At 61.9% G+C, this 14,304-nt stretch carries 16 protein-coding genes and 1 pseudogene; 4 read left to right on the top strand and 13 right to left on the bottom strand.

What is annotated here, in order from left to right:
- Together Q363_RS19110 and Q363_RS19105 are read left to right on the top strand one after the other, a co-directional pair.
- Positions 1-335: transposase (locus tag Q363_RS19110; protein ID WP_211256248.1), on the top strand; the 335-nt coding region annotated here is incomplete at its 5' end.
- A 68-nt stretch (positions 336-403) separates the two neighbouring features.
- On the top strand, positions 404-745 hold the full coding sequence (locus Q363_RS19105; RefSeq protein ID WP_051978998.1) for an IS3 family transposase: 342 nt from the start codon (positions 404-406) through the stop codon (positions 743-745).
- 463 nt (positions 746-1,208) lie between these two features.
- On the opposite strand, the gene Q363_RS19100 is transcribed toward Q363_RS19105, so the two are convergent.
- The 6 genes and pseudogenes from Q363_RS19100 to Q363_RS19075 all read right to left on the bottom strand — a co-directional run bounded on the left by Q363_RS19100 (position 1,209) and on the right by Q363_RS19075 (position 5,443).
- Positions 1,209-1,520 carry a hypothetical protein gene (locus Q363_RS19100; RefSeq protein ID WP_035353464.1) on the bottom strand — a complete coding sequence of 104 codons (312 nt, stop codon included), beginning with the start codon at positions 1,518-1,520 and terminating at the stop codon, positions 1,209-1,211.
- Between the two features lie 169 nt (positions 1,521-1,689).
- Positions 1,690-2,262: a hypothetical protein gene (locus tag Q363_RS19095; protein ID WP_035353461.1), complete on the bottom strand. Its 573-nt coding sequence runs from the start codon at positions 2,260-2,262 to the stop codon at positions 1,690-1,692.
- Positions 2,263-2,791: 529 nt separating this feature from the next.
- Positions 2,792-3,805 (bottom strand): class I SAM-dependent methyltransferase, encoded by a 1,014-nt coding sequence (locus Q363_RS19090; protein WP_035353458.1) that lies wholly within the window; start codon positions 3,803-3,805, stop codon positions 2,792-2,794.
- A 156-nt stretch (positions 3,806-3,961) separates the two neighbouring features.
- Positions 3,962-4,267: pseudogene (locus Q363_RS46470) on the bottom strand (SRPBCC domain-containing protein); the annotation flags it as partial.
- A 301-nt stretch (positions 4,268-4,568) separates the two neighbouring features.
- Positions 4,569-5,093, bottom strand: coding sequence for an SRPBCC family protein (locus Q363_RS19080; protein ID WP_211256247.1), 525 nt, complete (start codon positions 5,091-5,093; stop codon positions 4,569-4,571).
- Entirely contained in the window at positions 5,090-5,443 is a 354-nt protein-coding gene (locus tag Q363_RS19075) for an ArsR/SmtB family transcription factor (RefSeq protein WP_245632322.1), read from the bottom strand. The genes Q363_RS19080 and Q363_RS19075 overlap by 4 nt, the downstream gene beginning before the upstream one ends.
- Before the next feature lie 157 nt (positions 5,444-5,600).
- Between Q363_RS19075 and Q363_RS19070 the strand changes: the two genes are divergently transcribed.
- The gene (locus Q363_RS19070) at positions 5,601-6,710 is read left to right on the top strand and encodes a right-handed parallel beta-helix repeat-containing protein (RefSeq protein ID WP_084080534.1); all 1,110 of its coding nucleotides are present in this window, start codon (positions 5,601-5,603) and stop codon (positions 6,708-6,710) included.
- Positions 6,711-6,798: 88 nt separating this feature from the next.
- Positions 6,799-6,957, top strand: a complete 159-nt coding sequence (locus tag Q363_RS40765; protein WP_157467149.1) for a hypothetical protein — start codon at positions 6,799-6,801, stop codon at positions 6,955-6,957.
- Positions 6,958-7,389: 432 nt separating this feature from the next.
- Here the strand turns inward: Q363_RS40765 and Q363_RS36335 are convergent, their stop codons facing one another.
- The 7 genes from Q363_RS36335 to Q363_RS19030 form a co-directional block, all read right to left on the bottom strand.
- Positions 7,390-9,366, bottom strand: a complete 1,977-nt coding sequence (locus Q363_RS36335) for a DUF4097 family beta strand repeat-containing protein (RefSeq protein ID WP_051978996.1) — start codon at positions 9,364-9,366, stop codon at positions 7,390-7,392.
- Positions 9,367-9,374: 8 nt separating this feature from the next.
- Positions 9,375-10,613 carry a B-box zinc finger protein gene (locus Q363_RS36330; RefSeq protein WP_051978995.1) on the bottom strand — a complete coding sequence of 413 codons (1,239 nt, stop codon included), beginning with the start codon at positions 10,611-10,613 and terminating at the stop codon, positions 9,375-9,377.
- On the bottom strand, positions 10,610-11,596 hold the full coding sequence (locus Q363_RS19050) for an anti-sigma factor family protein (protein WP_035353450.1): 987 nt from the start codon (positions 11,594-11,596) through the stop codon (positions 10,610-10,612). Before Q363_RS19050 ends, Q363_RS36330 begins: the two co-directional genes overlap by 4 nt.
- Before the next feature lie 51 nt (positions 11,597-11,647).
- On the bottom strand, positions 11,648-12,445 hold the full coding sequence (locus tag Q363_RS19045) for an RNA polymerase sigma factor (protein ID WP_035353447.1): 798 nt from the start codon (positions 12,443-12,445) through the stop codon (positions 11,648-11,650).
- Between the two features lie 76 nt (positions 12,446-12,521).
- On the bottom strand, positions 12,522-13,052 hold the full coding sequence (locus Q363_RS19040; RefSeq protein WP_035353444.1) for a superoxide dismutase family protein: 531 nt from the start codon (positions 13,050-13,052) through the stop codon (positions 12,522-12,524).
- Positions 13,053-13,133: 81 nt separating this feature from the next.
- The gene (locus Q363_RS19035; protein ID WP_035353441.1) at positions 13,134-13,763 is read right to left on the bottom strand and encodes a thymidine kinase; all 630 of its coding nucleotides are present in this window, start codon (positions 13,761-13,763) and stop codon (positions 13,134-13,136) included.
- A 152-nt stretch (positions 13,764-13,915) separates the two neighbouring features.
- Positions 13,916-14,275, bottom strand: a complete 360-nt coding sequence (locus Q363_RS19030; protein WP_051978994.1) for a YbjQ family protein — start codon at positions 14,273-14,275, stop codon at positions 13,916-13,918.
- Positions 14,276-14,304: the final 29 nt, after the last annotated feature.

Here is a 14,304-nt window from a genome sequence, read left to right as displayed (position 1 = left end):
ATCTCTACCAGTTTGAACTGGAGTTCTCTCCTAAATTGAACGAGGGAGCTGAGATGAAGAAGAGCCGGTATACGGAAGAGCAGATCATTGGGATATTGAAGCAGCATGAGGCTGGAGTGAAGACGGCGGATCTGTGCCGTGAGCACGGGATCAGCGGGGCGACGTTCTACGGCTGGAAGCAGAAGTTCGGGGGCATGGAGGTGAGCGAGGCGCAGCGGCTGAAGGCGATGGAGGATGAGAACCGTCGTCTGAAGCTGCTGGTGGCGGAGTTGAGCCTGCACGGCGAGGCGCTGAAGGCAGTCATACGAAAAAACGGCTGGAGCTTGCCGGTCTAAGAGGCGACGTTGCGTTCGTCTCCAGCGAGTTCCATCTGAGCGAACGCACGGCCTGCAAGCTGCTGGGCGTGGAGCGGTCGAGTTACCGGTATGAGCCGAAGCCGGACCGCAACGCGGAGTTACGCGACGAGTTGGTGAAACTGGCTCGGCAGAAGCCGCGCTACGGTTATCGGCGGCTGCACGCGCTGCTGAGCCGCAGAGGTCACGAGGTGAACGTGAAGCGGATCTATCGTCTGTACGTGGAAGAGCGGATGATGGTCCGGCGCAAGAGGCGCAAGCGGTTGGTGCGCGAGCGAGCGGCGGAGTCGCGGCTGACGAGGGCACGGCCACGTCCACAAAAGCATCTATCACTGTTCTTTTCGGCGGTCCCTGTTGAGTTAACAAAACGCTTGATGCAAGCGCCTGCATGACAGCATTGCTGTGAAACGCGTGAATCGCCTCATATATGAAGCTCCGTCAGATAAATTGAATATATGGCCGAGGGGAAGTGCCAGCGAGTATCCCACACTACTGCCCGGTGTCCAATGAAAACCCGGCGTTGTGGTACGCTTCCGCGATGCCAGATTACGCCGGTATTTTCTCTCCCTGGGAGGCTATTCTTCAATGCCTTCTGTCCATGGCAATTTGAAGCTGACAAAAGAACGAGATTGTCGCCGAGATAGCGGGTGGAGGGTTTCTCGCTCATAAACCGAAGGCAGCTCGCGCCCTGATCGATGACTGCCTAGACTTCCACCTGGGAAAAGGCTTCCTCGAAGAGAAGGATGGCAAGCTGGGCCGCACCCTCAAAATCAGGCAGTGAATGGCCACCCCACATGCAATGTGCCTTATGTACAGTGAAAGGGCTCCCATTCCTGGGAGCCCTTTTTAACGTTGCTAGAAGATGTTTGGCGGGCCATCTATCGGCGGCAGCATGCTCGGGCTACATTCCCCCAAAGTGATTATTCGTGAGTCCACGGTCTCTCCGTCGTCGTAGAGGAAGACCATGGTCAGTTGGAAGTCTCGGACGGCCATGTCGTCTCCGCCCGGCCACTGCTTCTTCCAATGAGAAGCGATCTCCTTAGTGGGATCGGTCGCACCGATCCTGGGGAAGTCGATGGTTTTGGGTTCGCCGCGCCTTAGAAAGGCTGTCCCTATCAAGACATCGGCAGGGGTTAGTGTGGGGAGGTAGTTGATACTGCTCGGCATGCTGCACACCTCGTGTGAAGCGGGAGTGCGTACGTTGGCTCCTTTCGCCAACCGACGAAGTCTACTCCATATGCATACGTTTGCATAGTCTGCAAATGAATATCCTGCAACATTTGCCACCTGATTGACGCCGAGCATGCGCTCCGGATCCGAAGACCTTCCCGCTTGCCTACTTACCCTTGATGGCAATCGCCATCGCAAAGCCCACGTCGATCCCCCACTGCGAGTATGTGCTCCCCGCCGTCGTCTGCACCCGGTACTCACCCATAGATTCTCCTGGTAGTCCTGAACTGATGAGCGTGTAGTCGTTAGCTGGCTGCGTCCCCAGCTGCGGGAAGGCTCCACCGTGATCGCTTCCGCACCACGTCCAGACGATGTCGTTGCCGGACACGGAGAACGAGGCTGTATTGATTGGCACCTGGAACTGACAACCGTCACCGTCGGTGCACTGGCCGAATGCGTGGCCATCCATCGGCGACGGACCCACATTCGTGAATTCCACGACCAGCAACGTGATAACACCGGTGGAGGCCGCCGTGACCATGACGGGCTGATTGCCGACAGGGATGTTGGGGTAGATGTAGGTGTTGGCCGCGCCGTTCTTCGCAGTGTCGACGAGCGTCGGAGTATCAGTTCCGTTGACCGTCACGGTGTATCCGGCACCGACGCCGGAGGAGTGGAAAGAGACGACCAAGGTAGCCCGTGAGGCTTTCGCCGCGGACCATCCGTTTCCAGGCGGCATTGGCTCATGGTTCTGGGGAAATATGCTCAGTCTTATTTACACAGGGCACTCCGATCTGGCATGGAAGCTATTCGACAAAACCTGGCCTCCCGAAAGGCCGGACAAGGACAAGTTCCTTGCGGACTTCTGTTCACAACTCAAGACTAGCCCCTATTGGCCTGACCTCGAACCCACAGTCCAGGGCGCACCGCCCACCTGTGCCAACGCTAAGCCCGAATGTACTGGAAGGTGAACGACGCCACTTTCCGGTTGCCTCTGGTCTTGCTTGCGAAGAGGATAATTGAGATGTGGGCCCACCGCAATCAATCAAGCAGAGTTAAGCAGAGTACATACCAGGCAGAGGTTGCTTCGGCGAGACGCACTCCTCCATATTCAACCCACCACAGATCTCGTGCCCTGCGAGATTCATATGTCCGAGATGGACCATTTCTGTTGCGTGTGTGCTCCTTTCGACCCATGCCTCCGGAATGATCTGCTGGCCTTTTCCAACGACCATGATTCAGGTACAGGAGGCCGAAACGTGCGACCGTCACGTGTAGGCGATGACGATTCTGCTGATGCCTACCTGCGTCGGGAGGAGTTCGGTGCGGGTGAAGCCGGCATCCTTTGCGATCTGGTCGAGTTCGGCGTAGGTGTAGGCGTCGCCGGCGGGAGTGGTGGCGAGCATGACCAGGCTGAAGGCGGCGGCGGTGGGAGGCGAGATGCGGTCGGGGTTCGGGACGAACTCGACGATTGCGGCGCGGCCACCGGGCTGGAGTGCGGCTCTGACCTTGCGCATGAGCGTGGTGCAGGTGGGTGGGTCGAAGTGATGGAGGAAGTTGGGGAGCAGGATGAGGTCGTAGCCTTCTCCGAAGCTGGTCTCGAAGGCGCTGCCGGGGATGAGGTGGTAGCGATCGGCGACTCCCATCTGCTCGGCGTTCTTCGCGGCGACCTCGAGGACGTTCTTCCAGTCGGCGGCGTAGATGTGTGCGTCGGGGTTTTGCTTCGCCACTGAGATTCCATAGATGCCGTGGCCGGCGGCGATATCGAGGACCTTGTGCGATTCGCCGCCTTTGCGCAGTTCAGCCGCTGCCATCTGCGCGGGAATACTGCTGAGGGGCATCATGGCCTTGGCGAACTTGACCCAGTCGGGGTTTTCGGGATCCATGTTTCCCTGGCCGAGTGCGGTTCCTCCCTGGCGTACGGCGTCGGTGAGGCGGCTGTGAGCCTCGCGGATGCGGGGGGTGAGCATAAAGTCGGCGGCCGATCCGACGTAGGCGGGGGAGTTTCGGTTGAGGAAGAGGGCGGAGTCGGGAGCGAGAGCGTAGTTCGTATCCTGCTTGGTGAGGAAGCCGTGAATGGTGAGGAAGTCGCAGAGGATGCGGATTCCGCGCTCGGAGGCGTTGCAACGTTGGGCGATTGCCTGGGCGGTGGTGTTGCCTTCGGCGATGGCGGTGAAGAGTTCGAGCTCGAGGGCGGCCTTCATGGCCTCGGTCTGCTGGTGGGCGTTAACGAAGTTGAAGAAGCGCTCCGGAGTGGGTTGAGCGGGCGATGCTGCGGCCATGAAATTTCCCTCGTTGGAAGCAGGGGAAGTCTAAATGAGATTTTGTGATTCGAAGTAGTTAATAAACTTCAGGCTTCAAGCGGTGGGGCTTGAAGGAACAGGCTCCCCGAGGATGGATCGGGCAGCCTGTCACGTTTTCCGGTTACATTGCTTCGGCTACTCCGCTTTTTGTGGCTGGGTCTTCGGGAATGCGATGGGCTCGCCGGTCTCGAGGAGGCTCTTGAGGCCGGAGAGGATGGCGGGCCAGCCGGTGGAGACGGCCTGGAGGAACCTGGATTCGCGCTTGCCGATGGAATGGACGACGGTGAGTTTGACGGAGTCGCCGAAGGGTTCGAGATCGATGGCGCAGCGAGAGATGCCCTCGGCGTTGAGCTCGGGGGAGAGCTGGTGGCGCCAGGCGAGGACGAGGCGGCGGGGCGGGTCGTACTCGACGATCTCGCCGGAGTCGGCGACGCGGCCGTCGGGGAGCTTGAGGGACCAGGCGGAGCCGGGCTTCCAGGTGGTGTCGTGAGTGACGCCTCCCCACTAGGCGGCGGTGAACTGGTCGCCGTTGGGGGTGGTGGCGATGGGGGCAGGGGCGGAAGCGGGTTTGGCTTCAGTGGTCATTGGTCTTCTCCTGTTTGGGGTCCTGATTTGGGTCCTGATTCGAGGGAGCGTTTGAGATCGGCGAGGGCGCGGAGCGGAATGCGCTCGTACTTGTTGATCCAGCGATCGGCGAGAGCGGCACAGATAGCTGCGTGCGAGCTATCTGTGCCTGTCGTGGTTACATTACTTTCGGCCAGTATTTCGTGGCTTCGAGGGGTTCGCCGGTCTCGAGGTAGCTCTTGAGGGAGGCGAGGACGGCGGGCCAGCCACCGCCGATGGACTGGAAGAACTTCGCGGTGTTGGGGTCGGCGGGGTCCATGGTTCCGATGGAGTGGGTGATGGTGAGCTTGATTGCGTCGCTGGCTTGCTCGAGTTCGAAGACGCAGCGGGAGAATCCGGAGGTCTTCATCTCGGGCTTGATCTCGTGGCGCCAGGAGACGGCGAAGCGGCGGGGAGGGTCGTACTCGAGGACCTCGCCGGTGTCGGCGATTCGGCCGTCGGGGGCCTTGACGATCCAGGGGGAGCCGGGCTGCCAAGTGGACTCCTGGGTGATCTGGCACCAGTAGGCGCGGGTGAACTCGGGTTGGGTGAGGGCGGCGAAGACCTTGTCCATGGTGGAGCGGATGTAGGTGACGTAGACGAACTCCGGTGGGGCGGGTTTGGTGACGGGGGCCATGGTGGCTGCGGCTGCTTCGGTGTTCATTGGTCTTCTCCTGTTGGGGTTTCGAGGGAACGTTTGAGATCGGCGAGGGCGCGGAGGGGGATGCGCTCATACTTGTTGATCCAGCGGTCGGCGATCTGGTGGATGGGGACGGGATTGAGGAAGTGGAGCTTGTCGCGTCCGCGGCGGCGGGTGGCGATGAGGTTGGCCTCCTCGAGGATGCGGAGATGCTTGGTGACAGCCTGACGGGTCATGTCGATGCCGTTGCAGAGCTCGCCGAGGGTCTGACCGTTGCGGGCGAAGAGCCGGTCGAGGAGCAGGCGGCGGCTGGGATCTGCGAGGGCCCGAAAGACGAGGTCAGCGTCGTCCATGGGGGAATAATAGGCAACCATTTAGTTGCATGTCAAGAGAAAGGTTTCCAGGTCTTAGGCGACTACCCGTTATACTTGGGCGACCAAAAAGCTTTTAGAAACAGATGCATGGGTAGCATTTTTGAGGCTCAGCAGACGCGATCTTCGTATTTGAACGGAGCATCGCTTGGAAAGACAGATGTTGGGTTCTAACGCCTTCGTAGAGTTGTCAGGGTTACGAATCAACCGGTCATGGCATAGAGGCAAGCCTTTCTTTGGGCTGTGGCTTGCATTGCTATCCGCTGGCGCCCTGGCGCAGAGCACGATCCATGTACCAGCCGATGTGCCGACGATTCAGGCTGGGATTGAACGCGCCGCGAACGGAGACACCGTTCTAGTCTCCCCGGGAACGTATAACGAGAACATTGACTTCAAAGGCAAGGCCATCACCGTTACCAGCGGAGCCACGTCCTTTTCAGGCGCGTCGGCAATCATTATCAACGGATCAGGCGATGGGCCTGTTGTGGCCTTCCAGACCGGCGAGGTGTCAAGCGCGGTATTGAATGGGTTCACGATTCAGGGTGGGCACATCAATGCCGACGATTGTTCCCGAGGTGGAGGTGTCTATGTAAACGCTGCTTCCCCGACCCTCTCGAATAATGCGGTCATCAACAACGCGAACTACGGCATCTATGTTGAAGGCCACTCAAGCCCGACCATTGATAGCAATAACATCAGAGGCAATTTCTACAGTGGCATTGGAGCGACGACCTGTGGAGCTCGCTTTACAGGCGTTTCTGGGGTGGGGAGAGGTGTCAGCGTTGTGGACGCCGATAGTCCGCAGATCGTTGGAAATACTATCGAGAACAATGACGTCACTCGGGGCCTGATATCAGGTCAAGCCTCGGCTATTGGTGCGGGAATCTACATCAACAGAACTCACAATGTAGTGCTGAAGAACAATATCATTCGCAATAACATTGCCCAGGGTGAGCCCGGCATCTATGTTCCTTTCCAGTACGAGGTGGCACAGAAGCTGGTTATAGTGCAGAACCTGATCTACGGGAATAGACCCCCCGATTATGCTCAGACAGAATATATGGGCGATCAGCTCCAGATTGCAGGTGGGATTACGCCAAGGCCGACACTCATCGAGACCAACAACACGATCTATGGCGGACAATCGCTGGTCTGGCATTATGGGCATTCGATCATCGAAAACAACATCTTTGCAAATCCCGCGAGGCTTCCCTCGTTCTGTGGCACTCTCCTGCTCTCCGCTTCCGGAACACGCGCAGTGCTTATTTGAACGAACGCCCTCGAAGCCACTGTCCGGCGGTATCCAGACCATCAAGCTGGATATTGAGACTAGTGACGTTCCCGGGTACGGAGACCAGGTGGGACGATCGACGGGCTACGGCGCCGTGGGCGGAATAGCAGAGGCAGGTTGGATTATTCCCTTCGCCGCGCTCTTCGGGTTAGCCGGCAGGCGCACGCGTTACCCGCTGCTGCGCTTTCTGCTCATGGTGGCGATGGCCGGGTTGGGATCGGCCTGACGGCATGCAGCGGGAAGTTGCCGGGATCTGTCGCGCCAGGCAAGTATTCCTTAAAGATCGTCGCCAGTGACACCGATCCCGGAACGGCGCTGAGCCATTCCATCGATGTGAATCTCAGTGTGACCCCGAAATAGAGTCAGTGTTTGCTTGGAACGTGGACGGGGCCATGGCGCCAGCGAACGGCCATGCGACAAAGTTCTTTATGATCGCTACCAGAAGGATAAGTACACCCACCGGAACCGCGCACATTCCGGCGAGCATCATGCACATTCCTATTGGCGTGCTCGGACCGCAGGGGCCAGCGCCGGGCGCGAAGCTCAGGAAGAACAGAAGCACACCACCGACAGCGACAGTGAGTCCTTTTTCCCAGAGATTCATGGGCGAGAGCTTATCAGATGTCCCTGAAAATCACAGCCGGGATATTTTCAGGGATTACTTGTTGCGAGCGGAGCGTTGGGCGTCGCGGTCGGCGGCGGCTTTGTCGGCGTCGCGCTCGGCCTGGGCGATGCGGGCGTCGATCTCGGAGTCGGAGAGGGCCTTGCCGCTGGGGGATTTGGAGATGCGGGAGCCGTCGGCGTTGATGACGATGCTGGTGCCGTCTTTGCCCTTGTAGGTCTTGGAGCCGTCGGCGTTGCGTGTGTAGCGGGTCCCGTCGGCGCCTACGTAGACGCGGGAGCCGTCGACGTTGGTGGTGAGTTTGGTGCCCTTGTTGATGTAGACGCTGGAGCCGTCGGGGTTGGTGTTGATGCGGACACCGTTCTTGTCGACGATGACAGAGGAGCCGTCGCCGCTCGAGATGTTGACGCCCTCTTTGCCGATGATGACGGAGCCGTCGTCGGTGCGGATGGAGATCTTGGGCGGCGGGGGAGGCGCGGGCGGGAGCGGGGCGACAGAGGCCTTCTTGAGGGCGATGTCTCCCTGGCTGGTGGTGACGCGAACGAGCGGGCCGCCTTTGCCGACGACGCCGTTGAAGGACTTGCGGTTGGAGTCGTCGCTGCCATGTTCGGAGAGGGAGAAGTCGTTTTCGAGGTCGCCGTTGGTAGTCTCGGCCTGGACGGTGAAGCCGGCCTGCTCGGGTAGGGTGAGGTTGACGGAGCCGTTGCGGTTCTCGACGGTGATGTTGCCGAGCGGGGGAGCGGCGGTGAGCTCGACGGAGCCGTTGCGGTTGGTGACGGAGACGTTGCCGGCGACGCGGTCGAGGGTGATGTTGCGGTTGCGTGTGGCGAGGGTGAGGGGGCCGAGGGCCTGGTCGGCGCTGAGGTCGGCGCTGGGGCTGATCTCGATCTCGCCGTCGAGGCGTGCGAGGCGGAGGTCGGTGCGGCTGGTGTGGAAGCGGATGTCGCTGGTGATGTGCTGGAGGTGGGTGGAGCCGAAGAACTCGCCGTCCATGGAGGCGGTACCGGTGATCTCGGAGAAGGAGAGGTCGCGGGCGCGGCCCTCGACAGAGACTGGGCCGGTGACGGAGTGGGCGGAGAAGGAGGAGTCGCCGTTGTTGATGCGGGCGTTGGCCGGGCCAGTGATTGCGGTGAAGGTGACGTCGCCGTGGTTGGCGGTGACCGCGACGGGAGCTTTGACGGAGGCGACGCGGACGTCGCCGCGGTTGGAGAAGACGGTGATGGATGCGGCGGGGGGGACGGTGACGGTGAGGTCGGCGCGGCTGCCTTCGACGGAGGGTATGGAGAGCTTGAGATTAGCGCCCTCGGTATCGAGCTTGGGAGAGAGCTGCTGGGCGCGGGAGTCGGCCTCGGAGTCGGAGCGGGTGTAGACCTGCTTGTGTACCTGGACGTGGACCTGGTTGTCGTCACTGGTTCCGGAGACGCTGATGTCGCCGCGGGGATTGTCGATGGTGAGCGCGCTTGCGGTGAAGGGCTGGGTGAGGGTCTGATCGCTCTCGTGCTTGTCGCCGAGGAACTCGTCCATGTTGTCGGGGTTGATGTTGAAGGTGTGGCTGAAGGTGCCGCTGTGCATGCCGCTGAAGAAGATTCCGAGGAGTCCGAAGAGGAGCAGGAGGGTGAAGACTCCGCCGCCGAGGGAGCGTCGGCGGATAGGCTCGCCCGCGTGGAAGTACTGGTCCCAGGCCCACTCGAGGAGCATGATGACTCCGACGCCGATGAGCAGAACGGGCCACCAGCGGCCGTACCAGGCCCAGAAGAAGCTCACGGAGATCTGGCCGGTCTGGATGAGCAGGAAGATGACGCCGATGGAGACCAGCAGAAGAGGGCCGACGATCGACGGACGGCGGGTTCTGCGGAGCTGGGCGCGATAAGCCTGCTGCTGATAGCGGAGGTAATCGCGCTGGAGGCGTGCCTGCTCGCGGAGGACGCGGCGCTGGTAGCGCCAGTCGCCCTGCGGGGGAGGAGGGTACTGAGGGCCGGGAGGTGGTGGGTAGGGCGGTGTCTGGTTTGCCATGGTCGTTCTTAGCGCCCTTCCTGATTGCTCTGGGTGGACGAGTCGTCGTGCGGGGCCGGGGGGATGATGGTGGTTGCTGAGGCTGGAGGAGTGACCGGCGCGACGGGCGGAACCGGATAGGCGGGAGGCACGGCCACCGACTGGTAGGCGGTGCGCTCAAAGAAGGTCATGAGACCGGCGACGATGATGAACAGGGGCCAGCTCTTTCCCCAGCCGAGGATGTTGAAGTTCGAGAGCAGGAACAGGACTCCGACGAGGATGACCCAGATGGAGCCGCGCAGGGCGCTGAAGAGACGCATGCGGTAGAGCGGGGTTCCGTCGTCGGCGAGCGTGGCTCCGGTGGCGGTCATCTTGTAGTAGAAGAGCCAGAGGCCGAGCCCGATCAGGAAGATGGGAATGATCTGGCGCATGGGGAAGAGGTGAAAGAGACCTGTGTTCCCGATCAGGAAGATGGCGCCGAGGGCGATGAGCCAGATGGCTCCTGCTGGAAAGCGGTTGCGCGGCTCGGGAAGGTTGGGGTCGAACGCCGGAGGGGTGTTGAGGTATGGGTTTGTGGCGGTCTGGTAATCCCAGGCGGCGCGGGAGGCGGTTGGAGGAGCGTAGCTCTCCCAGGTCGTGCTTGCGGGAGGCGGCTGATAGGCTGCGGTCGGCGGAGTGAAGGGCGCTGCCGAGGTGTAGGGGGCGGCTGGAGGAACGGTCTCCGGGGCGGGAGGGGCTGCTGTAGTGGGGGTAGTGGCTGCCGGCCAGGACTTGCCGAAGCCGAGACGCTCGCCGAGATCGTTGAGGCCGAAGGGATTGGGGAGCGGGGTTCCGTCGCGGCGGGCGCGGGCGGTCTGGTAGGCCTCAAAGACCTGATAGCAGATCCAGCCGAAGACGAATAGGCCAAAGATCCCGTTGTCGTGAGCGAGGCTGACGAGGATGGCGAAGACGATGAGGTGAACGATTCCCTTGGCGAACTGGCCGTTGTACATGGCACCGACGCCGGGAATGAAGCCGAGCAGGAAGGCGAGGCCGGGGTTGGGCTCGCCGGACGGGACCGGAGGAATGGGGATGCCGGGAGGCGGCGGAGGGGCGTAGGGTCCTCCGGCGGCGGGGCCGGTGCCGGGGGAGCCGGCGATGCGGGCTGCGAGGCAGGGCTCGCAGAAGACAGCGGTTCCGACGGTGCGGGCGCACTCCTGGCAGAGCGCCTTGCCGCAGTTCTGGCAGAAGGCGACGCGTTCTCGCTCTGGATGGTTGGCGCAGTTCATGCCTGTCCCCCTTGACGTACGTGGTTGAAGGTGTTGGGAGTAAAGATCGCAAAGGGTTTCCGTGGCTCAAGGCCGGTCTCGGGGGAAGAGCCGGGCTGGGTAAGCGAGGCAGTGTAGAGAAGCGAATGCCGCGGGTCGTCACGGTGGCTGGAACCGGAGCGAGGACGCGGGCTGGACTGCTTCTGCTTCTGCTGCTCGGGGGTCTTCTGGTCGTTTGGCTGCTGATCGCCAGAGGGACTGTTCTGGGGAGCGGGAGTCTGGGGAGTGGGATTCTGGGGAGCGGGAGCGCTTTCAGGGGCCGGGGTGTTGCTGGAGTCAGAGTCGCGCTGCAGATCACGAACGCGCGACTCGAGTTCGTAGACGACGCGCAGGTTGTCGATGGAGCGGACGACGCGGGCGTTGGTGTCGTAGAAGGTTCGTTTGAGGCTGGAGGGCGAGAAGTCGCTCGGCTTGAGCTGGGTGATGCGGATGCCGGTGAGATTGAGGGTGAGCGCGATGGAGAAGAAGGCCATGGCGGCGGTCATGGCGAGACGCGGCTGCATGAAGGTGTGGCGCAGGCCCTCGAGCCGGAAGGCGGAGGCGATGCGTTGGCGGAAGGGGAGGACCTTGGCGGTGTAGGCTGCGATGGGGACGGGAGCGCCGACGAGCATCGGGCGTCCGAGGAGCGTATTGGCCTGGGTCGCGGAGACGGTGGGCAGATCGGCGACTGGGCCGGTGGTGGAGAGGATACGCGCCAGCAGATCGCCCGAGGGCTCGGGCCGGGAGTCGTGCAGCATCTCGAGCCAGGCGGCGCCGCGCTGGGCGTCGATGAACATGCGGGAGCAGTCGGGGCAGGTGGCCAGGTGACGGTCGAAGACGGCCTGCTGCTCGGGCGAGAGGGTCTTGTCGAAGATGTCGGCCAGCATGGCCTCGCACTGGGCGCAGTGTGCCGGGTCAGGAGACCGGGAGGGCTGCGCGGTACCGAATTGATTGATGTCTGCCACCTGAAACCACCTCTCTTTCTATCGTTCTGCTCAGACCTCGTTACCGCTAATCTAGGCCTGCTTTTCTATACGTTGTAACAGTCTTGCGAGTTCCCCGCGACCGCGGCTGATGCGGCTCTTCACGGTTCCTTCGGGGATGCGTAAAACCTGTGCAATTTCTTTGTAGTCCATGTCCTCGAGGTCGCGAAGGATAACAGCCTCGCGAAGCTCGGGGGAGAGCTGCTTGAGGGCGGCCTGGATGCGGGTCTTCTGCTCGAGGGAGGAGACGTGGTGCTCCTGCGAGGGACGCGGGTCAGCGAGGCGGTCGGCCATGGTGGGGCCGTCTTCTTCGCCGTCGAAGGTGGCGTCGAGGGAGTCGGAGGCGCGGTCGAGCCGGGTGCGGCGGAAGTGGTCGACGAGGAGATTGCGGGCCAGCGTGGTGATCCAGGTCTGGAAGCTTCCCTTCTTGAGATCGAAGCTGGAGAGATTCTTGTAGAGCTTGAGGAAGACGTCCTGGGTGAGGTCCTCGGCGTCAGTGGCGGAGCCGGTGAAGCGGTAGCAGATGGCGTAGATGCGCCGGTGCTGGGAGACGACGAGCTGCTGCCAGGCGTGGGCGTCGCCGGCGAGGCACTGGCGGACCAGCCTGGCTAAAGCTTCCTGCGCGGCTTCCTGTTCCGGCGTTCGCTCCAACATGGCCTCAAATGTTTTAGATGGTACGAGTGTACCGCGCGGGGCGATTGTGACAGGGGTGTGGCCAAGGGGGTTATCCGGAGTGGAACGAGCGGCTTGCGAGCGAACGGATGGCCTGCGGGTGGTTCGGCCGGTGAGTGATTTGGCCGGTAGCGGTATCGCCATGTGAAGAACGCCCATGCGTTTGCTATACGCATGGGCGGCAGGAGTTGTTCACGGAGCCGTAACGGAATCGGGACAAGAGGTTGAGACTCGGCTATTTGGGAGCCGTGATTACGCCGCAGGCGATGCGGTTGCCGGCGTTGCCGGTGGGGTCGGTCTTCATGTCGTCGGCCTTCTCGTGGACCATGATGGAGGTTCCACCGTTGGCAAACAGGGAGTCGGAGGCCGCGGGGTCGAGCGAGAGGTAGTCGACCTTGAAGGTGGCCGAGCCGGTTCCGCCGCCGCTGATGGTGACGTTCTTGGGCAGGTCGCCGGCATGGTGGCCCATGGGGTTCTGGATGCCGTGTTGCTTGGTGGTGGGATTGAAGTGGCCGCCGGCGGACTTGAAGTCAGGGGCTTCGCAGAGAGGCTTCTCGTGGATGTGGACGGCGTGCTCGCCCATGGGGAGGTTCTTGAGGTCGACCTTGATGGTGAGCTGGTTGTTCTTGCCGGGGGTGAAGGTGGCGGTTCCGGCGTCCTTGCCGTCGGAGGTCTTGAGGGGAACGGTGAGGGTGTTCTTGGGGGCTTTGGCGAGAGCTGGGATGGCTAGGAGGGTGACGGCGAGGGTAGCGGCGGTAAGGCGCATCGGGGACTTCTCCTGAAGACTCACTGATTTTTAGTGCCGGAACAGAAGTGCAGAGAAAAGGATAGCGCAGGAGGGGAGCGATCAGCCGACGGCGGGCAGTTCGAGTTGTTCGGAGTGGTGTTCGTCGACGTAGGGCTGGAAGTGGGCGCGGCAGCGGGCTTCGTAGAGGCCGGCGGCTCCTACGACGACGAGCTCCTGGCTCTGGCCGAGGCGCTGGGTGTGGATGGCGGGGGCGCCGCAGGTCATGCAGACGGCGGAGAGCTTGGTGACCTCGTCGGCGAGGGCCATGAGGTTGGGGACGGGGCCGAAGGGCTCGTTGGCGAAGGTGGTGTCGAGGCCGGCGAGGACGACGCGCTTGCCGAGGTGGACGAGCTCGAGGGCGAGGGGGATGATGTCGGCGTCGAAGAACTGGACCTCGTCGATGCCGATGACGTCGGACTCGTGGATTTTGCCGGTGGCGAAGAGCTCGTCGCGGAGGCGATCGCTGGTGGGGGCGATGGTGGAGGCGTCGTGCGTCTGCGAGGAGTGGCTGGCGATGGAGGTGCGGTGGTAGCGGAGGTCGATGTCGGGCTTGAAGCAGGCGACTCGCTGGCGCGCGATTCGGGCTCGCTTGAGGCGGCGGATGAGCTCCTCGGATTTGCCGGAGAACATGGGGCCGGTAATGACTTCGAGACGGCCGATCTCAATGCGGCCTGGGGCGGGGTTGGTCATGGTGCGGTGAAGCCTCGCTGCGCTTGTGGTTATTGGCTATCGTACATGGCGCGAGAGAGGGGGGAGCGGTGGATATCGAGGGTCCCAATCCCGACCGGGCTGTGATCGTTAGGGACCTGTATTGGTTACGTATTACAGGCCGCTCGACGGCATTAGATGCGTTCGACGACGACGGCGGTTCCGTAAGCGAGGACCTCAGTGACGCCCTGCATGAGCTCGTTGGCGTCGTAGCGGGCGGCGATGATGGCGTTTGCGCCGTGCTCGGCGGCGTGCTGCATCATCATGGCGAAGGCGTCCTGACGGGTCTTTTCGCAGAGCTGCGAGTAGATGGTGATGTTGCCTCCGACGATGGTCTGCAGGCCGGCTCCGATGGTTCCGAAGATGGAGCGCGAGCGGACGATGATTCCACGAACGACGCCGAGATTGCGAACGATGCGGTAACCGGGCAGCTCAAGGGCCGTGGTGACCATGGTGGCGTCAAAGACGGCCGGCGCAGGCGGGTATGAGGACATAGGGAGGCTCCCTGTCTTGCGTAGGTGAA

This window comes from Edaphobacter aggregans DSM 19364 (genome assembly GCF_000745965.1).
Classification (GTDB): domain Bacteria; phylum Acidobacteriota; class Terriglobia; order Terriglobales; family Acidobacteriaceae; genus Edaphobacter; species Edaphobacter aggregans.
Note: the sequence above shows the minus strand (reverse complement) of the source record. Positions and strands in the feature narration are given on the sequence as shown.

Excerpts from the sequence above, each read along its gene's own strand:
- Q363_RS19090 (WP_035353458.1), bottom strand. The coding sequence starts at position 3,805 with ATGGCCGCAGCATCGCCCGCTCAACCCACTCCGGAGCGCTTCTTCAAC.
- Q363_RS19040 (WP_035353444.1), bottom strand. The coding sequence starts at position 13,052 with ATGCGCCTTACCGCCGCTACCCTCGCCGTCACCCTCCTAGCCATCCCA.
- Q363_RS36330 (WP_051978995.1), bottom strand. The coding sequence starts at position 10,613 with ATGAACTGCGCCAACCATCCAGAGCGAGAACGCGTCGCCTTCTGCCAG.
- Q363_RS19075 (WP_245632322.1), bottom strand. The coding sequence starts at position 5,443 with ATGGTTGCCTATTATTCCCCCATGGACGACGCTGACCTCGTCTTTCGG.
- Q363_RS19095 (WP_035353461.1), bottom strand. The coding sequence starts at position 2,262 with ATGCCGCCTGGAAACGGATGGTCCGCGGCGAAAGCCTCACGGGCTACC.
- Q363_RS19045 (WP_035353447.1), bottom strand. The coding sequence starts at position 12,445 with ATGGGCGTTCTTCACATGGCGATACCGCTACCGGCCAAATCACTCACC.
- Q363_RS36335 (WP_051978996.1), bottom strand. The coding sequence starts at position 9,366 with ATGGCAAACCAGACACCGCCCTACCCACCACCTCCCGGCCCTCAGTAC.
- Q363_RS19070 (WP_084080534.1), top strand. The coding sequence starts at position 5,601 with ATGTTGGGTTCTAACGCCTTCGTAGAGTTGTCAGGGTTACGAATCAAC.
- Q363_RS19030 (WP_051978994.1), bottom strand. The coding sequence starts at position 14,275 with ATGTCCTCATACCCGCCTGCGCCGGCCGTCTTTGACGCCACCATGGTC.
- Q363_RS19080 (WP_211256247.1), bottom strand. The coding sequence starts at position 5,093 with ATGAACACCGAAGCAGCCGCAGCCACCATGGCCCCCGTCACCAAACCC.
- Q363_RS19100 (WP_035353464.1), bottom strand. The coding sequence starts at position 1,520 with ATGCCGAGCAGTATCAACTACCTCCCCACACTAACCCCTGCCGATGTC.
- Q363_RS19035 (WP_035353441.1), bottom strand. The coding sequence starts at position 13,763 with ATGACCAACCCCGCCCCAGGCCGCATTGAGATCGGCCGTCTCGAAGTC.